This is a genomic window from Microbacterium sp. SYP-A9085 (assembly GCF_009649635.1).
Lineage (GTDB): Bacteria > Actinomycetota > Actinomycetes > Actinomycetales > Microbacteriaceae > Microbacterium.
In genome coordinates, this window is record NZ_WJII01000003.1 from 141,237 (window position 1) to 166,224 (window position 24,988).

General features: G+C 70.8%; 23 protein-coding genes and 1 tRNA gene. 4 read left to right on the top strand and 20 right to left on the bottom strand.

All coding sequences use genetic code 11. The features are described from left to right. Positions 1–7 precede the first annotated feature (7 nt). From paaZ to GH740_RS08415, 3 genes are read right to left on the bottom strand one after another with little or no spacing between them, the layout of a single operon-like run. Positions 8–2,047: a phenylacetic acid degradation bifunctional protein PaaZ gene (gene paaZ / locus GH740_RS08405; protein ID WP_153745671.1), complete on the bottom strand. Its 2,040-nt coding sequence runs from the start codon at positions 2,045–2,047 to the stop codon at positions 8–10. Beyond that, positions 2,044–2,895 (bottom strand): 3-hydroxyacyl-CoA dehydrogenase family protein, encoded by an 852-nt coding sequence (locus GH740_RS08410; RefSeq protein ID WP_153745672.1) that lies wholly within the window; start codon positions 2,893–2,895, stop codon positions 2,044–2,046. The genes paaZ and GH740_RS08410 overlap by 4 nt, the downstream gene beginning before the upstream one ends. After that, positions 2,892–3,647, bottom strand: coding sequence for an enoyl-CoA hydratase/isomerase family protein (locus tag GH740_RS08415; RefSeq protein ID WP_367641165.1), 756 nt, complete (start codon positions 3,645–3,647; stop codon positions 2,892–2,894). The genes GH740_RS08410 and GH740_RS08415 overlap by 4 nt, the downstream gene beginning before the upstream one ends. Before the next feature lie 238 nt (positions 3,648–3,885). Between GH740_RS08415 and GH740_RS08420 the strand changes: the two genes are divergently transcribed. Further along, the gene (locus GH740_RS08420; RefSeq protein WP_367641167.1) at positions 3,886–4,479 is read left to right on the top strand and encodes a TetR/AcrR family transcriptional regulator; all 594 of its coding nucleotides are present in this window, start codon (positions 3,886–3,888) and stop codon (positions 4,477–4,479) included. 19 nt (positions 4,480–4,498) lie between these two features. Here the strand turns inward: GH740_RS08420 and GH740_RS08425 are convergent, their stop codons facing one another. Then, entirely contained in the window at positions 4,499–5,464 is a 966-nt protein-coding gene (locus GH740_RS08425) for an aldo/keto reductase (RefSeq protein ID WP_153745792.1), read from the bottom strand. A 158-nt stretch (positions 5,465–5,622) separates the two neighbouring features. Here GH740_RS08425 and GH740_RS08430 point away from each other — a divergent pair, with 158 nt between their 5' ends. Beyond that, positions 5,623–6,147 (top strand): DUF4870 domain-containing protein, encoded by a 525-nt coding sequence (locus GH740_RS08430; protein WP_153745674.1) that lies wholly within the window; start codon positions 5,623–5,625, stop codon positions 6,145–6,147. 46 nt (positions 6,148–6,193) lie between these two features. On the opposite strand, the gene GH740_RS08435 is transcribed toward GH740_RS08430, so the two are convergent. The 13 genes from GH740_RS08435 to prmC form a co-directional block, all read right to left on the bottom strand. Continuing rightward, complete coding sequence (locus GH740_RS08435; RefSeq protein WP_153745675.1) at positions 6,194–6,943, bottom strand: YaaA family protein; 750 nt, start codon at positions 6,941–6,943, stop codon at positions 6,194–6,196. A 12-nt stretch (positions 6,944–6,955) separates the two neighbouring features. Next, positions 6,956–7,213 (bottom strand): F0F1 ATP synthase subunit epsilon, encoded by a 258-nt coding sequence (locus GH740_RS08440; protein ID WP_153745676.1) that lies wholly within the window; start codon positions 7,211–7,213, stop codon positions 6,956–6,958. A 2-nt stretch (positions 7,214–7,215) separates the two neighbouring features. Next, positions 7,216–8,664: a F0F1 ATP synthase subunit beta gene (gene atpD, locus GH740_RS08445; RefSeq protein WP_153745677.1), complete on the bottom strand. Its 1,449-nt coding sequence runs from the start codon at positions 8,662–8,664 to the stop codon at positions 7,216–7,218. A gap of 23 nt (positions 8,665–8,687) precedes the next feature. After that, a complete protein-coding gene (locus GH740_RS08450) occupies positions 8,688–9,587 on the bottom strand; it encodes a F0F1 ATP synthase subunit gamma (protein ID WP_153745678.1) in 900 nt (299 codons plus the stop codon). A gap of 19 nt (positions 9,588–9,606) precedes the next feature. Further along, positions 9,607–11,247 (bottom strand): F0F1 ATP synthase subunit alpha, encoded by a 1,641-nt coding sequence (gene atpA, locus GH740_RS08455; RefSeq protein WP_153745679.1) that lies wholly within the window; start codon positions 11,245–11,247, stop codon positions 9,607–9,609. Between the two features lie 63 nt (positions 11,248–11,310). After that, positions 11,311–12,099, bottom strand: coding sequence for a F0F1 ATP synthase subunit delta (locus GH740_RS08460; RefSeq protein ID WP_153745680.1), 789 nt, complete (start codon positions 12,097–12,099; stop codon positions 11,311–11,313). Further along, positions 12,099–12,653 (bottom strand): F0F1 ATP synthase subunit B, encoded by a 555-nt coding sequence (locus tag GH740_RS08465; RefSeq protein WP_153745681.1) that lies wholly within the window; start codon positions 12,651–12,653, stop codon positions 12,099–12,101. Before GH740_RS08465 ends, GH740_RS08460 begins: the two co-directional genes overlap by 1 nt. A gap of 26 nt (positions 12,654–12,679) precedes the next feature. Next, entirely contained in the window at positions 12,680–12,916 is a 237-nt protein-coding gene (gene atpE, locus GH740_RS08470; protein WP_367641171.1) for an ATP synthase F0 subunit C, read from the bottom strand. A 44-nt stretch (positions 12,917–12,960) separates the two neighbouring features. Next, positions 12,961–13,773, bottom strand: a complete 813-nt coding sequence (gene atpB, locus GH740_RS08475; protein WP_153745794.1) for a F0F1 ATP synthase subunit A — start codon at positions 13,771–13,773, stop codon at positions 12,961–12,963. A 121-nt stretch (positions 13,774–13,894) separates the two neighbouring features. Further along, positions 13,895–14,410 (bottom strand): hypothetical protein, encoded by a 516-nt coding sequence (locus tag GH740_RS08480; protein ID WP_153745682.1) that lies wholly within the window; start codon positions 14,408–14,410, stop codon positions 13,895–13,897. Continuing rightward, entirely contained in the window at positions 14,407–15,591 is a 1,185-nt protein-coding gene (locus GH740_RS08485; protein ID WP_367641174.1) for an MraY family glycosyltransferase, read from the bottom strand. The genes GH740_RS08480 and GH740_RS08485 overlap by 4 nt, the downstream gene beginning before the upstream one ends. Further along, positions 15,588–16,289 (bottom strand): L-threonylcarbamoyladenylate synthase, encoded by a 702-nt coding sequence (locus tag GH740_RS08490; protein WP_153745683.1) that lies wholly within the window; start codon positions 16,287–16,289, stop codon positions 15,588–15,590. Before GH740_RS08490 ends, GH740_RS08485 begins: the two co-directional genes overlap by 4 nt. 83 nt (positions 16,290–16,372) lie before the next feature. Further along, a complete protein-coding gene (prmC, locus tag GH740_RS08495) occupies positions 16,373–17,248 on the bottom strand; it encodes a peptide chain release factor N(5)-glutamine methyltransferase (RefSeq protein ID WP_153745684.1) in 876 nt (291 codons plus the stop codon). A 329-nt stretch (positions 17,249–17,577) separates the two neighbouring features. Here prmC and GH740_RS08500 point away from each other — a divergent pair. Beyond that, positions 17,578–17,650: transfer RNA gene (locus GH740_RS08500), tRNA-Arg, on the top strand. Between the two features lie 3 nt (positions 17,651–17,653). Here GH740_RS08500 and poxB read toward each other — a convergent pair. Then, positions 17,654–19,387, bottom strand: coding sequence for a ubiquinone-dependent pyruvate dehydrogenase (poxB, locus tag GH740_RS08505; RefSeq protein ID WP_153745685.1), 1,734 nt, complete (start codon positions 19,385–19,387; stop codon positions 17,654–17,656). A gap of 142 nt (positions 19,388–19,529) precedes the next feature. On the opposite strand from poxB, the gene GH740_RS08510 reads away from it, so the two are divergent. Further along, entirely contained in the window at positions 19,530–19,814 is a 285-nt protein-coding gene (locus tag GH740_RS08510) for a Fe-S cluster assembly protein HesB (RefSeq protein ID WP_153745686.1), read from the top strand. Between the two features lie 44 nt (positions 19,815–19,858). On the opposite strand, the gene GH740_RS08515 is transcribed toward GH740_RS08510, so the two are convergent. Continuing rightward, the gene (locus GH740_RS08515) at positions 19,859–23,377 is read right to left on the bottom strand and encodes an error-prone DNA polymerase (RefSeq protein WP_153745687.1); all 3,519 of its coding nucleotides are present in this window, start codon (positions 23,375–23,377) and stop codon (positions 19,859–19,861) included. A gap of 66 nt (positions 23,378–23,443) precedes the next feature. Then, positions 23,444–24,988 (bottom strand): DNA polymerase Y family protein, encoded by a 1,545-nt coding sequence (locus tag GH740_RS08520; RefSeq protein WP_153745688.1) that lies wholly within the window; start codon positions 24,986–24,988, stop codon positions 23,444–23,446.

Sequence of the window (24,988 nt, forward strand, 5' to 3'; positions counted from 1 at the left end):
GCGGCGCCTATTCCTTCGCGACGAGCGTGAGCACGTCGTACGACGCGACGAGCTCGTCGCTCTGGTTGCGGATCACGGCATCCCAGCGCACCTCGCCGTACTCGTCCGTCTCGCGCGGGGTGATCTGCTTCGCCGTGAGCTCGACCCGGATGCTGTCACCGGGCGAGACCGGCGTCCCGAACCGCAGGTCCTCCAGGCCGTAGTTGGCCAACACGGGGCCCGGGTCGGGGTCCACGAACAGGCCGGCCGCGAACGACACCAGCAGGTACCCGTGCGCGACCCGCCCCGGGAAGAACGGGTTCGCGGCCGCGGCATCCTCGTCCATGTGCGCGTAGAACGTGTCGCCGGTGAAGTGCGCGAACGTCTCGATGTCGTCGAGCGTGACCTCCCGGGGCGCCGACGCAATCCGGTCGCCGACGCGCAGCCGCGACAGCGGCTTGCGGAACGGGTGCTCGCCTTCCGCGACGGGGGCACCGGGATGCCACACCCCGGTGATGGCGGTGAGCATCGCGGGCGAGCCCTGCACCGCGGTGCGCTGCATGAAGTGCAGCACCGCGCGCACGCCGCCGAGCTCCTCACCGCCGCCGGCGCGCCCGGGACCGCCGTGCACGAGATGCGGCACCGGGGACCCGTGGCCGGTCGACGTGCGGGCATCCGCGGTGTCGAGGAACAGCACGCGCCCGTTGTACGGCGCTATCCGCGTCATGAGCTCGGCCGCGACCTCCGGGTCGTCGGTGGCGACGCTCGTCACGAGCGAGCCGCCGCCGCGGTTGACAAGGTCGGCCGCCTCGGCGACCGTCGAGTACCCGATCAGGGCCGACACCGGCCCGAACGCCTCCACCTCGTGCACGACATCTGGTGCGTCCGCGTCGAAGCCGACGAGCATCGGCGCGACGAACGCACCGTCCCCCGCCGGGCCCGTCGTGCCGTCGGCGCGGACGACGTCGGGCGCGTCCGCAGACCCGACGAGCATCCGCCCGCCGGCGTCGGTGAGGGTGCGCAGGCCGCGCAGCACCTCGTCGCGCTGGGCGCGGGAGACGACCGGCCCCATCGTCACCGCATCGGCGTGCGGGTCGCCGATCACGACCTTCTCGGCGATCTTCTGCCGCAGCGCGTCGGCGACGGCATCCATCATCCCCGCCGGGACTATCGCGCGGCGGATCGCCGTGCACTTCTGCCCCGCCTTGGCCGTCAGCTCGACCATCAGCTGCCGCACGAAAGCGTCGAACACTGGCGTGCCGGGGGCGGCATCCGGCCCCAGCACGGAGGCATTGATCGAGTCGGTCTCGCTCGTGAACCGCACTCCGCCGGGCGTCTGCGCCTGCAGGGCCGCGGCGGTGGAGGCGGAGCCGGTGAACGCGACGGCATCCCCGAGCCGGAGCAGGTCGAACACTCCCGGCACCGCGCCGGAGACCAGCTGCAGCGTGCCGTCGGGGACGAGGCCGGACTCGACGAGGATGCGCACCCACGCCTCGGTGAGGTGCGCGGTGGGCGTGGCGGGCTTGATCAGCGACGGCACGCCGGCCAGGAACGCGGGGGCGAACTTCTCCAGCGGCCCCCACGTCGGGAAGTTGAAGGCGTTGATCTGCACGGCGACACCCGGCAGGCGTGTGTACACGTGGCGGCCGAGGAAAGTGCCGTCCTTCGACAGCTGCTCGGTCGGGCCGTCCAGGTACACGTGCGCGTTCGGCAGTTCGCGGCGGCCCTTCGAGCTGTACGTGAAAAGCACTCCGATGCCGCCGTCGACGTCGATCATCGAGTCGCGCGCGGTCGCCCCGGAGCCCTTCGCCGCCTCGTACAGCTCGCCCTTGCGGGCTGTCAGCGCCTGCGCGAACTGCTTGAGCAGCAGCGCCCGCTGGTGGAACGTGAGAGCGCCCAGGCTGCGCTGGCCCACGGCGCGGGCGTACTGCAGGGCGCCGTCGAGGTCGACGCCGGCGGTGCTCACCCGGGTGATCTCGGCGCCGGTCGAGGCATCCCGCACGACCGTCGCGCCGGTGCCGTCGGCGGGCGTCCACCACTGCCCCTGCAGGTAGCTTGCGAGGATCATCGTTCGCTCCATTCGTAGAATCCATGCCCGGACTTGCGGCCGAGGCGGCCTTCGGCGACCATGCGGCGCAGCAGCTCGGGTGGTGCGAACCGCTCCCCCAGCTGCGCGTGCAGCTCTTCGGCGATCCCGAGGCGCACGTCGAGCCCGACGACGTCGGTGGTGCGCAGCGGCCCCATCGGATGGCCGTACCCCAGCTCCATGGCGGTGTCGATGTCGGCGGCGGTCGCGACGCCCTCCTCAACCATGCGGATCGCCTCCAGCCCCAGTGCGACGCCCAGCCGGCTGGAGGCGAAGCCGGGCGCATCGCGCACCACCACGGGGGTCTTGCCGAGGTCGTCGACCCAGCCGCGCACCGCGGCAGTGACGGCGGGATCGGTGGCGGAGCCCGCCACGATCTCCACGAGCCGCGACGAGGGCACCGGGTTGAAGAAGTGCATGCCGCAGAAGCGCTCCGGGCGGGCGACGGACGCGGCGAGCGCGTCGATCGAGATGGACGACGTGTTGGATGCGAGCACGGCATCGTCCGCCATCACGGCCCCCGCCCGCGCGAACGCCTCGGCCTTCAGTGCCCGGTCCTCCGGCACGGCCTCGATCACGAGCGTGCAGTCGGCGAGCGGCGCCGCCTCGGTCGTCATGGCGAGGGATGCCGCGACGTCGGCGGGGTCGCGGTCGAGGGTCCCGCGTCGAGCGGAGCGGTCGAGCAGGTCGCGGATGCGCACGGCCGCGGCATCCACGGCCTGCGCATCGCGCTCGACCACCACGACCGGCGCGCCCGCGCACAGGAACGCGTGCGCGATGCCGGCGCCCATGCGCCCGCCGCCGATCACACCCACACGTGCGGGGATCATCGCTTATGCCGTTCCAGGAATGCGGTCATCCGTCGTCTCTTCTCGGGGCTCTCGAACAGCTCCGCCTGCAGCTCGAGGTCGATCGCGGGGTGGTTCGAGGTGTGCAGGGCGGTCTTCGTGTGCCGGACGGCCAAGGGGTCGTTCGCGGCGATGCGGTCGGCCAGGGCATGCGCGGCATCCATCAGCTGGTCGGCGGGGTGCACCGAGGAGAGCAGACCCCAGTCCAGCGCCTCGTCGGCGGTGAGGACCCGGCCGGTGTACAGCAACTCGGCGGCGCGCGCCTCGCCGACGAGCTCGGGCAGGCGCCATGTGGCACCGGCGGCGGCGATGATGCCGAGGCCGGTCTCGGGGTTGCCGATCTTGGCGGCCGGGGTGCCGATGCGCAGGTCCGCGGCGAACGCGAGCTCGGCGCCGCCGCCGAGGGCCCAGCCGTCGACAGCGGCGATCACGGGCATCGGCAGGGCGCGGATCCGCTGGAACACGCGCGTGTTGATGCCGGCGCGGGCGTCGGCGGCGCGGCGCTCGAGCATCTGCCGGATGTCGGCGCCCGACGCGAACACGCCGCCGGCCCCGGCGAGAATGAGGATGCGGGGGGATGCCTCGAGCTCTGCGCACAGCGTGTGCAGACGGTCGACGAGGTCCTGGTCGATGGCGTTGCGCACGTCGGGACGGTTCAGCGTGCCGACGACGCGGTCGTCGCGGCGCTCGATCAGCAGCGGTTCGTCAGGGGTGCGTGTCGCGTCGTTGCCCACACGAATACCTTACCGATCGTTCAGGAATTCTCCCACCTCGCCCTTCGCGTTCGCCGTCCGCAGATGCCGCATCGCGCCCCCGATGCGGCAGGACGGGACCGCAACCCCGGACATCCACCGCACACCCCGCGAATCCCCGTCCCGAGATGCCGCTTCGGGCGCGGGATGCGACATCACGGGACCGCGATCCGCGGCGGGCGCGACGCGGGCGGGCGATGCGCCGTGCCAGACTGGCACCGTGAGCGAGCAGGCGCGGCGCGGCCGCCCCGGGTACGACCGGGACCAGATCCTCGCCGTCGCCGTTGCCGTGTTCAACGAGCAGGGGTACGACGCGGCCAGCGTCGCGCAGCTGGCCGAGCGGCTCGGCGTGTCGAAGTCGGCGCTGTACCACCACTTCGACTCGAAGGAGGAGTTGCTCGCGGTCGCGCTGGACCAGGCGCTCGGCGGACTCGAGGCGGTGCTGCACACCACCGAGGCCACCAGCGGCTCCGCGGCCGACCGACTCGGTGCGGTCCTGCGCGGCGCGGTGCGCGTGCTCGTGGCACGGCTGCCATTCGTGACGCTGCTGCTGCGGGTGCGCGGCAACAGCGACGTGGAGCGGGCGGCCCTGAAGCGCCGACGCGCGTTCGACCAGAACGTGACCGGCTTGGTCCGCGCGGCGCAGGCCGAGGGATCCGTGCGCGCCGACATCGACGCGTCGGTGGCCACGCGCCTCGTGTTCGGCATGGTGAACTCGCTCGTCGAGTGGTACCGGCCCAACGGATCCGAGAGCGCCGACCAGCTGGCGTCGGATGTCTACGCGGTCGTCCTGGACGGCCTGCGCACCCGCTGAGCCAGCCGCACCCGCTGAATCAGAGCTGGATGTGCGGCGGCGGGAACAGCGCGTCGATCTCGGTGAGATCCTCCGCGGTCGGCGTCCACGCGCTTCCCGCGGCGGCGTTCGCGCGGACCTGCGCGGGAGTGGTGGCCCCCGAGATCACGCTGGACAGGCCAGGCCGGGACAGCAGCCAGCCGAACGTCGCCTCCAGCATCGTGATCCCGCGCGCGTCGCAGAACGCCTGGTAGCCCTCCAGCGCGTCCCACGGCGCGTCCTTCCAGATGTGCGCGCGCTGGCGCATGATCCGGCTCTGGGCGGGCCCGCCCTCGCGCGTGAACTTCCCGGTCAGCAGCCCGTTCTGCAGCGGGAACCACGGGAAGAAGCCGAGCCCGTAGCGGTGCGCGGCCGGCAGCACCTCCTGCTCCGCCTCCCGGTGCAGCAGGCTCAACTCGTTCTGCGCCGAGATGAACGGGATGTCGCGGCGCTCGCGCGCCACGAAATGCGCCTCGGCGATCTGCCATCCGGAGAAGTTCGAGTGGCCGATGTACCGCACCTTGCCCTCGCGCACCAGATCGGCCAGCGCCTCCAGCGTCTCGTCGATGGGGGTGCCCTCATCCGGCGTGTGCAGCTGGTACAGGTCGATCCAGTCGGTCTGCAGCCGGCGCAGGGATGCCTCGACCGCCCGCCGCACATACGTGCGCGACCCGTGCGATCCGGGGTATCCGAACGGGGCCTGGGAGTGCCCGTACTTCGTGGCGATCACGACCTCGTCACGCCGGCCGCGCAGCGCCTGACCCATCAGCGTCTCGGACAGTCCCTGCTCCTTGCCGTACATCTCGGCGGTGTCCAGGAACGTCACGCCGGCCTCGATGGCGGCGTCGATCACGGCGGTGGTGCCCTCGAGTGTCTCGGACACGGTGCCGGAACGTCCGAAGTTGTTGCAGCCGAGTCCGACCGCGCTCACAATCAGTCCTGAGGCGCCCACGCGGCGCTGCTGCATATCCGTCACCCTTCCACGTTAGGGCCTTCCGACGACGCCCCGCGCGGACCGTTGCACCGGGGACTCCCCCCGGCTAAGTTCAGGATCGGCGCACCGACGATGGCCGCGCCGACAACCAGGCATCCCTCACCGATGAGGATCTGAGGAAAGGCACAACGATGAGTGACGCGAACATCCCCGAACAGCCGATGAACCCGCCCCAGCCCGAGTCCGCCGGGTCGGCTCCCCCGCCGCCGGCCCAGCCGTACGGCCAGCCCGCCCCGGCATACGGCCAGCCGGCACCGGGCGCACAGCCGCAGTACGCCGCGCCGGCCGCGCCGCTGTCGGCGGAGTCCGACAAACAGGCCGCGATGTGGGCTCACATCGGCGGCATCATCGGGTTCCTGCCCTCCCTGATCATCTGGCTCGTGCTGAAGGACCGGGGCCCGCGCACGAACGTGGAGGCCAAGGAGGCGCTCAACTGGCAGATCACGTTCACGATCGGCTACGTCGTGCTGTGGATCGTCGTGTCGATCCTCAGCGGCATCCTGTTCCTCACCCCGGCGTGGCCGATCACCGGCATCCTCTGGCTGCTGCCGTTCGCATGGTGGGTGCTCAACGTGGTGTGGTCGATCATGGGCGGGGTGAGGGTGAACGCCGGCGGCAGCTACCGCTACCCGTTCAGCCTGCGCCTGATCAAGTAGTCGTTCACGGGTGCGGGACCGGGCGCGCCCCGGTCCCGCACCTGTGTCATACGACGAGGTCGAGCTCGCCGCGCGCGCCATCGCGCAGCCTCAGCCCGGCGGCATCCGCCCAGCGACGCAGTGCCGCGAGCGACCCGATCCGGGGGCGCTGCTCGGCGAGCCGGCGCACCAGGGCGCCCTTCGCGTGCTTGTTGAAGTGGTTCAGCGCCCGCACGGCGCCGCCGTCGGCCACGGTCACCACGCGCAAATACACCGACGGGATGCCGGCGGGCACCGGCCCGAGCGCCGAGTACGCCTCACTGCGCAGGTCGAGCACGAACCGGGGCGCGGCCCGCGCGAGCGCGGCGGTGACGGCATCCGCCCACACGCGCCGCAGCGGCGGGATCCCGGGGAGCACGGTCCCGGCAGCCAGACGGTAGGCGGGGATCGGGTCCAGTGCGGCCACCGGCCCGAGCGGCGCGGAGTGGATGACGACATGCGCGCCGAGCCAGCGCCGGGCGGGGGCGGTCAGGGTCGCGGCATCCAGCGCGTCGAACAGGACGCCGGTGTAGCGGTCCACCGCAGGCATCGTCGGCGCCGTGCAGAACGCGGCGTTGTGCGCTATCTCTGCGCGCTGCCGGTCGGACAGCTTGAGGACGCGGGCGGCGGCGTCCTCGTCGGCCGCGAGCGATACGAGCGCGGCGACGACCGCCTGCCGCGCCGGGGCGAGCTCGGGGTACGCGAGCCGGGGGATGTCCAGAATCGAGCGCCGCCCTCCGGGACGCTTGGTCTCGGAGGGCGGCAGCAGGATCAGCATGGGCGCGGGTCGTCAGACAAGCGCGGCCTCACCGGCCACGATGGTGACCCGATCGTTCTCCACGGAGACGAAGCCATCCGCCGCGTCGGCGGTGATCTTCTCCCCGGTGGGCAGCGTGATGCGCACCTGGCCGGAGGCGAGGATCGCCAGCAGCGGCTCGTGGCCGGCCATGAAGCCGATCTCGCCCTCGACGGTCTTGGCGACCACGAGGGTCGCCTCGCCCGACCAGACCTCCGCCTCGGCGGAGACGAGAGTGACCTGCAGCGGCATGATCAGCCGTTCTCCTTCTGGATCTGCGCCCACTTGGCCTCGACATCAGCGATGCCGCCGACGTTGAAGAACGCCTGCTCGGCCACGTGGTCGAACTCGCCCTTCACGATCGCGTCGAACGACTCGATCGTCTCCTTGATCGGCACCGTCGAACCCTCGACACCGGTGAACTTCTTCGCCATGTACGTGTTCTGCGACAGGAACTGCTGGATGCGACGGGCGCGGGCCACGACGATCTTGTCCTCTTCGCTCAGCTCGTCGACACCGAGGATGGCGATGATCTCCTGCAGCTCCTTGTTCTTCTGCAGGATCTGCTTCACGCTTGTCGCGACGCGGTAGTGGTCCTCGCCGATGTAGCGGGGGTCCAGGATCCGGCTCGTCGAGGTGAGCGGGTCCACGGCCGGGTACAGGCCCTTGGATGCAATCTCACGGCTCAGCTCGGTCGTGGCGTCCAGGTGCGCGAACGTGGTGGCCGGCGCCGGGTCGGTGTAGTCGTCGGCGGGCACGTAGATGGCCTGCAGCGAGGTGATCGAGTGGCCGCGCGTGGACGTGATGCGCTCCTGCAGGACCCCCATCTCGTCGGCGAGGTTCGGCTGGTAGCCCACCGCGGACGGCATCCGGCCGAGCAGCGTCGACACTTCGGAGCCGGCCTGCGTGAATCGGAAGATGTTGTCGATGAACAGCAGCACGTCCTGCTTCTGCACGTCGCGGAAGTACTCCGCCATGGTCAGTGCCGACAGTGCCACGCGCAGACGCGTCCCCGGCGGCTCGTCCATCTGGCCGAACACCAGGGCGGTCTTGTCGAAGACCCCCGCCTCCTCCATCTCGTGGATGAGGTCGTTGCCCTCACGGGTGCGCTCGCCGACGCCGGCGAACACGGACACGCCGCCGTGGTCCTGCGCGACGCGCTGGATCATCTCCTGGATGAGGACGGTCTTGCCCACGCCCGCGCCGCCGAACAGGCCGATCTTGCCGCCGAGCACGTACGGGGTGAGCAGGTCGATGACCTTGATGCCGGTCTCGAACATCTGTGTCTTGGACTCGAGCTGGTCGAAGCTCGGCGCCTTGCGGTGGATGCCCCAGCGCTCGGTGACCTCGATCGTCTCGCCCGGCGCGGCGTTGAGCACGTCGCCGGTCACGTTGAACACGCGGCCCTTGGTGACGTCGCCGACGGGAACGGAGATCGGGCCGCCGGTGTCGCGCACCTCCTGGCCGCGGACCATGCCGTCGGTGGGCTTCAGCGAGATGGCGCGCACCAGGTCGTCGCCCAGGTGCTGCGCGACTTCGAGCGTGATCTCGCTCGCGCTGTCGCCGATCGTGATCGTGGTCTTGAGCGCGTTGTAGATGTCCGGGATCGCATCGTGCGGGAACTCGATGTCGACCACGGGGCCGGTGACGCGCGCAACGCGGCCGACGACCTGCGTCGCGGTGTCCTGTGCGGTGAGGCTCATGGCTTCTTCTCTTTCGATGGGGTCTACTTGCCGGACGCCAGGGCGTCCGCGCCGCCGACGATCTCGGCGATCTGCTGCGTGATCTCCGCCTGACGCGCGTTGTTGCGCAGGCGGGTGTAGTCGGTGATGAGCTTGTCGGCGTTGTCGCTGGCGGACTTCATCGCCTTCTGCGTCGCGGCGTGCTTGGCGGCCGACGACTGCAGCAGCGCGTTGAAGACGCGGCTCTGGATGTACACCGGCAGAAGCGCGTCCAGGACGCTCTCGGCATCCGGCTCGAACTCGTACAGCGGGAACACCGACGCCTTGCTGTCGTCCGCGGCGGCCTCGACGACCTCCAGCGGCAGCAGGCGCACCGTCTCGGGGCTCTGCGTCATCATGCTGACGAAGCGGTTGTACACGAGGTGGATCTCGTCGACGCCGCCATCCTCGCCGCCGCGCTCGAATGCGTCGAGCAGGGTCGCCGAGATATCCTCGGCCCAGGCGAAGCGGGGCGTATCGGTCTCGCCGACCCACTCCGCCTCACCGGTGATGCGGCGGAACTGGAAGTACCCGACGGCCTTGCGGCCGACCAGGTAGAACACCGGCTCCTTCCCCTCCTCGCGCAGCAGCTGTGCCAGCTCGAGTCCCTCCCGCAGGATCTGCGAGTTGAACGCGCCGGCCAGGCCACGGTCGGAGGAGAAGATGACGACCGCCGACCGACGCACCTGCTCGCGCTCGCGCGTGAGCGGGTGGTCGACCTGCGAGTACGTCGCGACGGCGGAGACCGCCCGCGTCACCGCGCTGGCGAAGGGGGATGCCGCGCGCACGCGCGCCATCGCCTTCTGAATGCGCGAAGCCGCGATGAGCTCCATCGCCTTCGTGATCTTCTTGGTCGTCTGAGCAGAAGCGATCTTCTGCTTGTAGACCCGGAGTTGTGCACCCATAGTGACGTCCTTCGGAGCCTCAGCCCCGACGGCCCTTGACGATCTTCTCCTGGTTCACGTCCGCGACGTCGGCCGCCTCGTGCTCCTCGCTGCCGGGCGCCGTGAGCGACTGGCCGGAGCCGTGCTGGAACTGCGGGATGAACGCGTCGACGGCCTTCTCCAGAGCGGCGACGGTGTCGTCGTCGAGCACATTGGTCTCGCGCAGTGCGTCCAGCACCACGGTGTTGCGGCGGACGTAGTCGATCAGCTCGCGCTCGAACCGCAGCACATCCTCGACCTCGATCGAGTCCAGCTTGCCGTTGGTGCCGGCCCAGATCGAGACGACCTGCTCCTCCACCGGGTACGGCGAGTACTGCGGCTGCTTGAGCAGCTCGGTCAGGCGCGCACCACGCGCCAGCTGGCGGCGGGAGGCGGCATCCAGGTCGGACGCGAACATCGCGAACGCCTCGAGCGAGCGGTACTGGGCCAGCTCGAGCTTGAGCGTGCCGGAGACCTTCTTGATCGACTTCACCTGGGCGTCGCCGCCGACGCGGGACACCGAGATGCCGACGTCCACGGCAGGACGCTGGTTCGCGTTGAACAGGTCGGACTGCAGGAAGATCTGGCCGTCGGTGATCGAGATCACATTGGTTGGGATGTACGCCGACACGTCGTTGGCCTTCGTCTCGATGATCGGCAGTCCGGTCATCGACCCGGCGCCCAGCTCGTCCGACAGCTTCGCGCACCGCTCCAGCAGACGCGAGTGCAGGTAGAAGACGTCACCCGGGTAGGCCTCGCGCCCCGGCGGGCGGCGCAGCAGCAGCGACACCGCACGGTACGCCTCGGCCTGCTTCGACAGGTCGTCGAACACGATGAGCACGTGCTTGCCCTCGTACATCCAGTGCTGGCCGATGGCCGAGCCTGTGTACGGCGCCAGGTACTTGAAACCGGCGGGGTCGGATGCCGGGGCCGCCACGATAGTGGTGTATGCCATCGCGCCGGCGTCCTCCAGCGCGCCCTTCACGGAGGCGATGGTCGAGCCCTTCTGCCCGATGGCGACGTAGATGCAGCGGACCTGCTTCTGCTCGTCGCCGGACTCCCAGTTCGACTTCTGGTTGATGATCGTGTCGATCGCGATAGCGGTCTTGCCGGTCTGGCGGTCGCCGATGATGAGCTGACGCTGGCCGCGGCCGACGGGGATCATCGCGTCGATGGCCTTGATGCCGGTCTGCAGCGGCTCGTGCACGCTCTTGCGCTGCATGACGCCGGGCGCCTGCAGCTCGAGGGCGCGGCGTCCGTCGGTGGCGATCTCGCCGAGGCCGTCGATCGGAGTGCCGAGCGGGTCGACGACACGGCCGAGATATCCGTCGCCGACGGCGACCGAGAGCACCTCGCCGGTACGGGTGACCTGCTGACCGGCCTCGATGCCGGCGAAGTCGCCGAGCACGACGACGCCGATCTTGCGCTCGTCGAGGTTCAGGGCCAGGCCCTGGGTGCCGTCGGCGAACGTGACCAGTTCGTTGGCCATGACACCGGGCAGGCCCTCGACGTGGGCGATGCCGTCGGCCGTGTCCACGACCGTGCCGACCTCGGTGGCCGCTGCTCCCGTGGGCTCGTAGGCCGCGACGAAGTCCTTCAGCGCGTCACGGATGACGTCGGGGCTGATGGAGAGTTCTGCCATTGTCTTCCTTTTGTTCGAGGGGCCTCGGCCCCGAAGTCGCCGTCCTGGGACGGGAAGTCTGTGTCAGCCTGCGAGCCGGTGCCGCAGGTCGGACAGGCGCGACGCGACCGTCGCATCGATCACGTCGTCGGCGATCTGCACCCGCAGACCTCCGACCAGCGTTGGATCGACGACCGTGTTCACCGAGACGTCGGCGTCGTACTTCGCCTTCAGCATTGCCGCGATCCGGTCGATCTGCGCGGCCCCCAGCGGTACTGCGCTGGTCACCGTCGCGACGGCACGGCCGCGCGCGGACGCGACGATCCGCTCGGCGCGGGCCAGCAGCTCGCGCACGCGGCGCTCCCGCGGACGCTGCACCACGCTCGACGCTATGAGCGTCGTGGCGGCGCTGGCGCGCGAGGAGAGGAGGGTCGCTACGAGGCGTCCCTTCTCGTCCGGGTCGCCCAGCCGGCTGCCCAGCGCGAGCTCGAGCTGCGGGTCGCCGGCGACGATGCGCGCGAACCGGAACAGCTCGCCCTCGACATCCGCCGACGTGTCGGCTGCGGCGGCGGCGCGGATAGCGAGCTCTTCGACGGCGTCGACCAGGTCGGACGCGCTGGACCAGCGCTCGCGCGCGACGGTGTCCAGCAGCGCCCGGGAGGTCTGCCCCAGGCTCTGGAACACCGACGCCACCACGGTCGCCCGCGCGTGGTCGCTCGCACCCCAGTCGGCCAGCGCGCCGCTCAGCTGCGGCGTGTCGGCCAAGGCGCGTCCCGCGGCGAACAGCTCGCCGGCAACGCCCAGGTCGACATCGGACGCGGCATCCAGTGCCGCCGTCGATGCCGCAAGGGCCTGAGTGGTCGCGCTGCCCATTACTGCGCTGCCTTCGCTTCGGACGCCTCGAGGTCCGCGAGGAACCGGTCGACGACGGCCTGCGCCTTGGCGTCGTCGGAGAGGGTCTCCCCGATCACACCGCCGGCGAGGTCCAGTGCCAGCGAGCCGACCTCGCCGCGCAGGGACACCAGGGCGCTCTGACGCTCGGCCTCGATCTGCGCGTGGGCCGCGGAGGTCACCCGGCCGGCCTCGGCGGTCGCGGCATCCTTCGCCTCGGCGACGATCTTCTTGGCGTCCTCACGGGCGGCCTCACGGATCTCACCGGCCTCCTTGCGGGCGGAGGCGAGCTGGGCCGTGTACTGCTCCAGCGCGACCTCGGCCTGACGCTGGGCTTCATCGGCCTTCTCGATGTTGCCTTCGATCGCCGCGGCGCGCTGGTCGAGCATGTCCTGCATGCGGGGAAGCACGAGCTTCCAGAACACGAACAGGATCACGAGGAAGCACAGCGTGCCCCACACGAGGTCATAGATCTCGGGAACCAGCGGGTTCGGGGCAGCCTCTTCCGCGGCGAGAGTGACAAGAGCCGGAAGCATCCTGTCTCCTTACGTGAGAGGGGCCGTCAGAAGCCGAAGATGAAGCCGGTGGCGATACCGATGAACGCGAGGGCCTCGGTGAACGCGATACCGATCCACATGAGGACCTGCAGGCGGCCGGCCAGCTCGGGCTGACGCGCGACGCCCTCGATCGTCTTGCCGACGACCAGGCCGATGCCGATGGCCGGGCCGATGGCGGCGAGGCCGTAGCCGACGGTGGCGATCGAGCCGTTCACTGCGGCCAGAACCGTAGTAGCTTCCACGGGGTTTTTCCTTTCGTTGGGTGGGGCGGCGTGTGCCGGCCCGCTCAGTGCTCGTCCGCGATCGCGAGCTGAATGTAGACCGCGGTGAGGATTGCGAAGATGTACGCCTGCAGGACCGCCACCAGGATCTCGAAGACCGTGAAGGCGAAGCCGAAGGCGAGAGTGCCGGCGCCGAGCAGGCTCCACCAGCTGCCGGCGGTGAAGAAGAAGAACCAGGTCGCCGAGAAGAACAGCACCAGCATCAGGTGGCCGACCATCATGTTCATCAGGAGACGCAGCGTCAGCGTGACCGGGCGGATGATGAACGTCGACAGGAACTCGAGCAGCGCGACGAACCACTGCAGGAACACCGGGATGCCGGAGGGGAACAGCGAGTTGCGCACGAAGCCGGAGGGGCTCTTCTTCACACCCGCGTAGACGAACGTCGCGTACGAGACGATCGCCAGCAGCAGCGGCACCGCGATGATACTGGTGCCCGCTATCTGCAGGCCGGGGATGATGCCGGTGATGTTCATGAACAGCACCATGAAGAAGATCGTGGTCAGGATCGGCAGGAAGCGGTTGCCGTCCTTGCGGCCCAGCAGGTCGTGGGCGATGCCGTTGCGCACGAAATCCAGGCCCATCTCCACGACGCTCTGGAAGCGTCCGGGGACGATCTGCATGCGGCGGGTGCCGAGCCAGAAGATGAGGATCAGGGCCACGGTGGCGATGATCTGGATCAGGTGGATGCGGGTCAGCGCGAACGGAGTACCCTCGAACAGCACGACCGGGGGGAAGAACTCGAAGATCGACGGCGGATGGAAACCGCCGTCATTCTCCGCGGTTTTCGCAATGAGGGTCGCAGCTAGGGTGAACAGCGCTGGCTCCAACTTCGGGGCACCGGTCGAGACCGTTGCGACGATGATCGATGAGGGTGCACCTGCACGACGGCTCAGACGTCAGACGTGAGCGGGCGGGTGCACTCCTACCCTATCAAACTCAGAGGGACGGCGAGTCCGGTTCGTCCGATGCCGTGCCCGATTCGGGCCGATCGTCGGGGTCGACGGTGGGCAGCGGGGTCGAGACGGTGGGCACGCGCATGCGGGTCAGGACCACGACGTCGGTGACGAGGGATGCCGCGATTCCGGCCACTATCGCGACGAAGAACACGGTGGGCTCGATCCACGGCTGCCCGCGCAGCACCAGCAGCACGACGATGAACACGACGAACTTCAGCAGCCATCCGCCGAGCACGACGCCGAAGAAGATCGGCACGTACAGCGCGTCGCCGAACCAGCGGTTCGCGACGAGGATGCTGGTGGCCGTGATGGCCAGGAACAGCGCGGCGAGGAGGATGCCGGCCAGCGCGCTGAACAGGCCGTCGGCGCCCGCGACAAGCCATCCCACGACCGCCCCGACGACGGCGAGGGCGGCCGTGACTACCGCTGACCAGACGAGCGTTGTGCGCAGGACCGGGGTGCTGGTGATGGGGCTCTGGCCCTGGGGGCTGCTCATGTGTGCTCCTGAGGGACGGGTGGCCGCGCCGGATCGGGCGCGGCGGCGGATCCCGGCGCGCGGTGCCGGCCGGGGGTGAACGTGACGACGAGGCAGGCGGCGATCCCGAGGATGCCGAAGCCGACGCCGATCCAGTACTGGCCGGGCCATCCATGCCCCACGCCGATGTACATCAGCAGCATGGACAGGCCGATCACGGCCGTCCACGCGTAGAAGATGTACACGGATCCTTGTGACGAGTGGCCCATGTCCAGCATCCGGTGGTGCAGGTGCTTGCGATCCGGGGAGAACGGGGACTTGCCGGCCTGCATGCGGCGGATGACGGCGGAGCCGAAGTCCAGCAGCGGCAGGATCACGACGGCGACCGGCAGCAGGATGGGGATGAACGCGCCCAGCAGCTGGGAGCGGCCGAACTCGTCGGGGTCGAGTGTGGCGGGGTCGAACTGCCCGGTGATGGCTATCGCGCCGGTGGCCATCAGCAGCCCGAGCACGAGCGCGCCGGAGTCGCCCATGAACAGCTTCGCGGGATGCCAGTTCATCGGCAGGAATCCCAGGCAGATCCCTACGAGCATCGCGGCGATGAAGGACGCGAGGTTGAAGTAGCTGGACGCGCCGGAGTCGCGGACGATGAAGTACGAGTAGACGAAGAAGATGGCGTTCGCTATCAGGCAGACCCCGGCGACCAGGCCGTCCAGGCCGTCGATGAAGTTGACGGCGTTCATCACGATGACGATCGCGAACACCGTGAGCGTGAAGCTGACGGCCGCGGACGGCACAGTCATCCCGCCGATCGGGAGGGAGTAGATCTGAAGCTGTCCGAACCAGGCGATGATGCCGGCGGCGAGGAACTGGGCGGCGAGCTTGATCATCCAGTCCAGGTCCCACAGGTCGTCGGCGACGCCGACGAGGACAGTGAGCGCGACGGCGGCGAGGATCGCCCACACCTGCCGGGGGTTGGCCCAGAAGATCTGGAAATACGGGGTGAACGCCGAGACCGCGAACGCGGCGACGGCTCCGAGGAACATCGCCACCCCGCCCAGGCGCGGAGTGGGCGTGCGGTGGACGTCGCGCTCGCGGATAGCGGGGTACAGCTTGTACCTCAGGCCGATGCGCCACACCGCCCACGAGAGGATCAGCGTCACCGTGGCGGTGAAGAGGATGGTGAAGATGTACTGCTTCACCCGTCGTCACCGGTCGAGTCGGGCTCGAGGGTCGGGTCGGGCTCGAGCAGGTCGCCGAGGACGGTGCGCAGCCGTTCGCGGTCGATGGCGCCCTCGCGCAGCACCCGCACTATGGGCTCCGCCGTGCCGACGAGACTCGTGGCATCCACGATCGTGGACGACACCCCGGTGCGGCTGAATCCGGCATCCAGGTATACCGCGACGCTGTCGCCGAGCATGGCCTGCGCGTCACCGGCGGCGATGGCGGCGGCCTTGCCGGTGAGGTTGGCGCTGGACACCGCGAGCGGACCGGTCTCCTCGAGGAGTTCCAGCGCGAGGTGGTGGTCGGGCATGCGCACGGCGACAGTGCCGTGCGTGTCGCCGAGGTCCCAGGACAGGGACGGCTGGGCGGGCAGGACGATCGTCAGCCCGCCGGGCCAGAACGCGTCGACGAGGCGCTCGACGGGTTCGGGCACCTCGGACACGAGCGCCTGCATCATCGCGCGTCCTGCGACCAGGACCGGCGGCGGCGACTGGCGGCCGCGGCCCTTCGCGGCCAGCAGGCCCGCGACGGCGTCGGGATTGAACGCATCGGCGGCCACGCCGTAGACGGTGTCGGTGGGCATGACGACGAGTTCGCCGCGGCTGATGGCCTGGCGTGCCTGACGCATGCCGGCGAGCAGCTGCGCCGGATCGTCGCAGTCGAAGAGGGGTGACATGACCCGTCCAGTGTAGCGACGCGGGCCACCGCCGATCCTGCGGGGCGGATCGCGGTCGCGGGCTCGCGCTCGGGCGCGCGCGGTCAGGGCCGGATCGCGGCGGTCGCCCGGTCGCGGGTGGTCAGATCTTGATGAGTGGATGCCGCACGCCAGCCCTTGCCGGTGAGGATTGCGCGGACGGTCTCGCCCTGCCACTCGCCGTGCTCGATGACGATCATGCCGCCGGGCCGCGCGAGCCGCAGGCCGACGACGCTGAGCACGCGCACAGCGTCGAGCCCGTCCACGCCGGAGTACAGTGCCTGCGGCGGGTCGAAGAGGCGCACCTCCGGATCGCGCGGGATGGCGTCCTCGGGCACGTACGGAGGGTTGGATGCCACGACGTCGAACGTGCCGTCGAGCTCGCCGAGGCTGGCCTGCATGTCGCCGGCGATCAGGTGCACGCGGCCGTCGCCATAGCGGTCGATGTTGCGGCGGGTCCACGCGGCGGCATCCGTGCTCTGCTCGACGGCCCAGACCTCGGCGTGCGGCACCTCTGTCGCCAGGGCGAGCGCTATGGCGCCGCTGCCGGTGCCCAGGTCGATGGCGCGGGGGTGCGGCGAGGGCACCGCGGCGAGCGCGTCGATAGCGAGCTGTGCGACCACCTCGGTCTCCGGGCGCGGGACGAACACGCCCGGACCGACGGCCAGCTCGAGGTGCCGGAACGGTGCGACGCCGGTGAGGTGCTGCAGCGGTTCGCGCCGGGCGCGCCGGGAGACCAGGTCGTCCAGCGCCGTGGCCTGGGTGGCGGTCAGCTCGTCGCCGCGGATCGCGGCGGCCTGCGAGCCGCCGCGGCTCGTGCCCAGCACGTGTGCGACGAGCAGTTCCGCGTCGACCTCCGGATCGGGCACCCCCGCCTCGGCGAGGCGCCGGGCGACGACGCGGATGACGCTGGAGACGCGCGGCGCGGCGGAGGGATCCATGGGAGCATCCAGCCTATCCGCGCGCGGCACGGTGTCGACGCGGGTGGCTGGCGACGCATGATGTCCCAGTACAAACGGTGTTCCGGCCCGGCATCCCGCATCTTCTGGGACGCGGTCGCCTCCGCACATTCCGGACCCCACCGAAGCTCGGTCGGCGGTGTCGCACAACATGCGGCTTCCGACTCCGACATCCCCCACGTTCTGCGACACCATCAGCGGGATGTCACACAACATGCGGCCTTGGGGCGCAACACCCCGCATTTTCTGCGACATGAGCGCGGCCGAACGGCACCAGCAGGGACGACGCGACCCCGTAAGCTGGATGCCACGCCCCCGTAGCTCAGTGGATAGAGCGGCGGACTCCTAAGCCGCGCGTCGGAGGTTCGATTCCTCTCGGGGGCACCGCTACCCGAAAATGCGGCGCACGATGTTGACGTCGGCGAGGTCCAGCAGTTCGTCGCCGCGGCCGCTCATCACGGTGCGCAGCGCCCACAGCGTGAACCCCTTCGCCTGCGCGGCGGTGATCGCCGGCGGGATCGACAGCTCGTCGCGGGCGACCACGACGTCCACGAGCGCGGCGCCGGGGACGGCGAAAGCGCGGCGCAACGCATCCTCGAGCGCATCCGGGTCCTCGACGCGGATGCCGGTGATCCCGACGGAGGTCGCGACGTCGGCGAAGTTCGGATTGCGCAGGTCCGTGCCGAAGCTCACGATGCCGGCTGCTTTCATCTCGAGTTCGACGAAGTTCAGCGATGAGTTGTTGAACACGACGATCTTCACCGGCAGGTCGTTCTGCGTGACGGAGATGAGATCCCCCATCAGCATCGCCAGTCCCCCGTCGCCGGCCAGCGCGATGACCTGACGACCGGGCGCGGCACCGGCCGCGCCCAGCGCCTGCGGCATCGCGTTCGCCATCGAACCGTGCGCGAACGAGCCGAGCAGCATCCGCCGACCGGTCATCCTCACGTAACGGGACGCCCACACCGTCGGGGTTCCGACGTCGGCGGTGATGACAGCATCCCGGTCGGCGAGCTCGTCCACGAGCCGCGCGACGTACTGCGGGTGCATCGGCCGGCGCCCGTCGTTGTCGGCGAGTTCGTCGAGCTCGCGGCGCGTCTTCGCGTAGTGCCGGAGCGCGTCCTTCAGGTGCTTCCCACCGCGCTCGCCGTTCAGCAGCGGAAGCAGCGCGGATGCCGTGGACCGCACGTCGCCGACGAGGCCGACGTCGATCGGCGTGCGTCGCCCGAGCTGCTCGCCGCGGATGTCAACCTGCACGATCCGGGCCTTCTCGGGGTAGAACTGGCGGTACGGGAAGTCGGTGCCGAGCATCAGCAGCGCATCGCTCTTGGCCATCGCCCGGTACCCGGACGCGAACCCGAGCAGCCCCGTCATCCCCACGTCGTACGGGTTGTCGTGCTCGATGTACGGTTTGCCGCGCAGCGCGTGGACGATGGGCGCCTGCAGCCGTTCGGCCAGTGCGAGCACCTCGGCGTGCGCGCCGGCCACGCCCGCACCGGCCAGGATCGTCACCCGTTTGGCGGCGTTGAGGATGTCGGCGGCCGCGCGCATCCCATCCGTGTCCGGCACGACGCGGGACACCGTCGCACGGATCGGCGCGGACGGGCGCCGCTCGGGCGCGTCCTGGAAGAACACGTCCCCGGGGACCACGACCACGGCCACGCCGCGTCGCTCCACGGCTGTGCGGATCGCCGCCTCGAGGACCCAGGGCAGCTGCGAGGCGTCGCTGACGAGTTCGCTGTAGACGCTGCACTCGCGGAAAAGGTCCTGCGGATGGGTCTCCTGGAAGTACCCGCTGCCGATCTCCGCCAGCGGGATGTGCGACGCGATCGCGAGGACGGGCACGCGGCTGCGGTGCGCGTCGAACAGCCCGTTGATGAAATGCAGGTTGCCCGGTCCGCAGCTGCCGGCGACCACGGCGAGCCCGCCGGTCAGCTCGGCTTCCGCGCCGGCGGCGAACGCGGCGGATTCCTCGTGCCGCATGTGCATCCACCGCAGCGTCCCGTCCCGGCGCAGCGCGTCCGTGAAGGCGTTCAGCGAGTCGCCGGGAAGCCCCCAGATGCGTCGGACCCCGGCGGCCTTGAGTGTGTCGACGAACAGTTCCGCGACGTTTCCGGACATGGCGTCAGGCTATGCCCGCACCGCGGCCGGCACGAGGGGTTGCGCCCCCGTGTGAATCCCCTCCGAATGCCGCCGCAGGCTTGCGCCCGCGTCCAGATCTCGGAATCGTGGCCGACTCAGGTCCGCTACGGAAGGAGAGCCCATGCTCACACTCACCGAGAACGCCGCCACAGCGGTGAAGACCATCGTCTCGCACGGGGCGGATGCCGACACCGCCGGCCTGCGCATCCACGGCGCCGATAACCCCGTCGCGGGGTTCGCCCTGACGGTCGCCGGGAGCCCGGATGCCGCGGACGCCGTGGTCGAGGCGGAAGGCGCCCGCGTCTTCCTGGACCCGGCGGCCACCCTGGCGCTGGACGATCAGGTCCTGGACGCGCAGGTGGACGACGACGGCGCAGTGCACTTCGCCCTGGCGATGCAGCGCTGAGAGGCCCGTCGAGGGGACCCCGGCCCCGGCCGGGGTCCCGGTCGTCAGCGGAAGTCGCGGGACCGGTGGACGACGCCCACGCGCAGATCCTCTAACGCGTCCGCGACGAGGTTCGTGACCCCCTCGACGGAGCGCTCCACGATCCCCCGCACGATCATCGCGGGGGCGTCCCGCGCGACCCGCCGATACCGGCCCCACACCCCCATCGAGCAGATCACGTTGACGATGCCGTGCTCGTCCTCGAGGTTCATGAACGTGATGCCCGATGCCGTTGCCGGCCGCTGCCGGTGGGTGACGAGCCCCGCCACCTCGACGCGTCGGCCGGTCTCGTGCTGCCGCAGCTCGGTCGAGGTGAGCACGCCCCGTGCCTCCAGTTGCGCGCGGAAGTGGGTCATCGGATGATCGTCGGTGGACACGCCGGTCGCCCACAGATCGGCGGCCAGCCGTTCGTAGCCGGTGGGGTCGGTGAACAGCGGAGGCTGCACCGACACCATCGAATCGGGCAGGAACTCAGACTTATCCTGCGCGGCCGATCCCGCCAGCCAGATCGCCTCGCGCCGGCTCAGCCCGAGGCACTCGAACGCCCCGGCGGTGGCCAGCGCCTCCAGCTGCGCGGTGGTCACTCCGACCCGCCGCACCAGGTCGCGCATGTCGCGGTACCGGCCGTGCGCGGTCCGCTCGTCGACGATCCGCTCGGCCAGGCCCGACCCGATCCCCTTCACCGCCGCCAGGCCCAGCCGCACCGCGAACGCGCCGTCGCGCCGGTGTGCCGCGGACTCGTCAGGCGCGTCCATGTCGAAATCCCCGACCGGCGGCTGGTGGCGCTGCAGACAGGCATCCATTCCTGTGGGGCCTGTGGGGCTGCGCGGGATGTCGGGGGGTGATGCTTCCCGCGACGGCCTGCGGCCGTCGCCCGCCAGACCCGAGCCAGCATCACCCCCCGACATCCCGCTCCGCCCCCGCCCCCCCAGGCCCGAGCCCGCCTCCAGGATCGGCTGCGCATCGGACAGGTGCAGATCGGGGCGGCGGACCTCGACGCCGTGCCGGCGGGCGTCGGCGACGAGGGTGGCCGGCGAGTAGAACCCCATCGGCTGCGCGCGCAGCAGCCCCGCCAGGAACGCCGCGGGGTAGTGCAGCTTCAACCAGCTGCTCGCGTACACCAGCAGCGCGAACGACAGCGAGTGCGACTCGGCGAATCCGAAGTTCGCGAACGCCTGGATCTTCTCGTAGATGGCGTCCGCGGCATCCCCGGTCAACCCATTGCGGGCCATGCCGTCGTACAGCTTCTTTCTGAGCGACTCGATGCGCTCGATGCCGCGCTTGGAGCCCATCGCGCGGCGCAGCAGGTCGGCGTCGTCACCGCTGAGCCCGCCGATGGCCATGCCCATCTGCATGAGCTGCTCCTGGAACACGGGGATGCCGAGCGTGCGCGCCAGTACCGGCTCGAGCTTAGGGTGCGGGTAGGTGACCGGCTCACGGCCGAGCTTGCGCCGCACATACGGGTGCACCGCGCCGCCCTGAATGGGGCCAGGACGGATGAGCGCTATCTCGATCACGAGGTCGTAGAACCGGCGCGGCTGGAGCCGCGGCAGCAGCCCCATCTGCGCGCGGGACTCGACCTGGAACACCCCGATCGAATCGGCCCGGCACAGCATGTCGTAGACGGCGGGCTCCTCCTTCGGGATCGTGGACAGCTCCCACTCCTCCCCCGTGGCCCCGCGGACGATGCCGAAGCAGTGCTGCAGGGCCGCCAGCATCCCGAGCCCCAGCAGGTCGAACTTGACCAGCCCCATCCAGGCCGCGTCGTCCTTGTCCCACTGGATCACGGTGCGGTCCTGCATGCGCGCGTGCTCGATCGGCACGACCTCGCCGACCGGACGCTCGGTGAGCACCATGCCGCCGGAGTGGATGCCCAGGTGCCGGGGTGCCTTCAGCAGCTCCTCGGCGTACGCCACCACCTGGTCCGGGATGCCGTGGCCGTCGTCGGTGGACAGCGAGGCGCCCCAGCGCTCCACCTGCTTCGACCAGGCGTCCTGCTGGCCGGGCGAGTGGCCGAGGGCCTTCGCCATGTCGCGGACGGCGTTCTTCGGCCGGTACTGGATGACGTTGCACACCTGCGCGGCCCGGTCGCGGCCGTACTGTCCGTACACCCACTGGATGATCTCCTCGCGCCGGTCGGCGTCGAAGTCGACGTCGATGTCGGGCTCCTCCTCGCGCATGCTGGACAGGAACCGCTCGAACGGCAGGTCGTACGCGATGGCGTCGACGGCCGTGATGTCCAGCAGGTAGCAGACGGCGCTGTTGGCGGCCGACCCGCGCCCCTGGCAGAGGATGCCGCGGCGCCGGGCCTCCTGGACGATGCCGTGCACGATGAGGAAGTAGCCGGGGAAGTCCTTCTGCTCGATGACGTCAAGCTCGTGCGCGATCCGCTCCCGATCCTTCTGCGTCAGATCCGGGTATTTGCGGGGCACGGCGTCCCACACCAGCCGGCGCAGCCACGACATCGGAGTGTGCCCGTCCGGTACCGGCAGCTTCGGCAGCGCGGGCTTTGCCGATCGCAGCGGGAACGCGAGCTCGTCGGCGAGCGCGACGGTGCGCTGCACCGCCCCGGGGTAGCGGACGAACCGGCGGCGCATTTCGGCGCCGCTGCGCAGGTGCGCCCCGGCGTGCACGGGCAGCCAGCCGTCCAGCTCGTCCAGGCTCCGGTTCGCGCGCACGGCGGCCACCGCGGCCGCCAGGTGCCGTCGGTCGGGGCTCGCGTAGTGCACGTTGTTCGTGGCCACCGTGGGCAGTCCGCGTTGCGCCGCCAGCCGCGCCAGCACGTCGTTCACGGTCGAGTCGCGCGGGTCGCCGTGATCGATGAGCTCGACGTGCACGGCATCCCGCCCGAAGACGGCGACGAGCCGGTCGAGCTCGTGGGCCGCGGCATCCGCCCCGCCGGTCAGGCCGGTGTCGGCCAGTGCCCGGCGCACCGCGCCCTTGCGGCATCCGGTGAGGATCGCCCACTGACCGCCGGCCTGGGCGCCCAGCTCGTCGAGGTCGTACACCGGCCGTCCCTTCTCGGCGCCGCGCAGCTGCGCGTGCGTGATCGCCGCGGCGAGTCGGTGGTACCCCTCCTGCCCGCGGGCGAGCACGACCAGGTGGGCCCCGGCGGGGTCGGGCTCGCCGCGCTGCGGCTTCGGCAGCTGCAGGGACAGCTCCGCGCCGTACACCGTCTTCACCTGCCGCCCCTGCGCGGCCTCCGCGAACCGGACGATGCCGTAGAACCCGTCGTGGTCGGTGATGGCGAGGGCGTGCAGGCCGAGCCGTTCGGCCTCTTCGACGAGGTCCTCTGGTGAGGACGCGCCGTCCAGGAACGAGAACGACGTGTGCGCGTGCAGTTCGGCGTACGGCACTGCGTCGGCGGGGCGCTCGATCGGCGGCGGCACGTACGGCCCACGCTTGTGCGACCAGGCGGGGCTGTCGCCGCCGTCGGCGCCGGCGGGGACCGGGCGCGGTCGGCGCCGGTCGCTGAGCACGCGCTCGAGCTCGGACCACGGGATGGAGGGGTTGTCGAAGCCCATCAGCCGGCCCCCGTCGTCTCGCGGCGCCCGCCCGGGCCCGTCGTCTCGCGGCGCCCGCTCAGGGGGTCAGTCATAGCGCGCCTCCGCGCTCCAGCGGCCGTCCTCGCACAGGAGCAGCCACGCACTCTGCTCGGCGTCGACCACCTGGAACCGGTGCGCACGGCGCGCCCGCGCGGCATCCCACCCCCGCTCGTCGACGGTCCACGGCCCCGCCCACGACACGATGTCACGACGGCGGCCGGACTCCGTCAGCTGCGCGGGCGCGGCGCTGAGGTCTCCACGGTCGTCGACCTCGACGCACACACCGCCCGCGGCCGTGACGTCCACGGGCTGCGGCTGCGGGAACACCGTCGCCGGCAGCGGAGGCGGCAGGCTCCCCGGCCAGGGCCGCGCGCGTGCCGCGGTCGCCGTCGCCCGGTCGCCCCAGGGCACGAGCACCTGCCGTTCGGCGAGCCACCGTCCCCCGCCGACCACCGGGGTCACCACCGACCGATGCCCGAGCATCGCCTGCACGCGGGAAAGCACATGATGCACCCTCTCGTCCGGTCCGGCCCCGAAGATCGCGGGCTGATGGTGGGATGCCGCGTCCACCGCCTCCGGATGCAGCCGCACGAGGGCCACGCCGCTGCGCAGCACGCGGTTCTGCGCGTCCTCGGCCAGCTGCCAGCGCACCCGGTCGACGACGGCGGCCGCGTCGAACGACCCGGGATGCAGCCAGACCCGTTCGCTGCGCTCGCCGCGGTCGCCGGTGAGCTCGACGCGCAGCTCGGTGCACACCAGATCGACCGCGCCCAGCCCCGAGACGAACTCGCCCGCGACGATGCGCATGCCGAACGCGACCTGCTCGACGACCTCCAGCGGCGGCTCGAACGGTATCTCCCGGTCGAGCTCGGGCGGCGGGGTGCGCGGGACGACCGGCTGCGAGTCGGCGCCGGCGGCCAGCGCGTGCAGACGCCGCCCGCGGGGACCGAAGCGGTCCTGCACCCGAACCGGATCCAGCGCCGCGAACCCGCCCAGCGTGTGCACACCGAGCCTGCTCAGCAGATGGGCGAGCTCCGGGTCCTCCAACGCGGCGATCGGCAGCGGCGCGAGGAATGCGGCGGCAGCGCCCGCGGGCACGACCCGGACCGGATCGTCGGCGCGCGCGGCCCGCGCGGCCCGCTCGGCGGTGAACGGGCCGTCGGCGACCCCGGCGCGCACCCCGGGCAGGTCCTCGTCCTCGGCGAGCGCGTCCAGGATCGCGCAGGCGGCGGCGTTCTCGCCGCCGTGGTAGCGGGCGGGTCCGCGGGCGCGCAACGCACACAGGCCCGGGCGGATGATCTGCACGCCCGGCGCATGCCGCTCCACGGCGGCGACCACCGGGGAGAACACCCGCTGGTCACGGGCCGGATCATCCGGGACCACCTCCAGTCGCGGGCAGCGCGCCTGCGCGTCGCGGCGGCGCTGACCACGGCGCACCCCGTCGGCGCGGGCGGCGTCCGAGCAGGCCACGACCGTGTTCGCGTGCACGATCGCAATCGGCATCGCCTCCTGCCGCGTCGATGTCTCCCGCAGCAGCGCGGTCACCGGCCAGTCCGGGAACCACAGCACGAGACTGCGCACGGCGTCCAT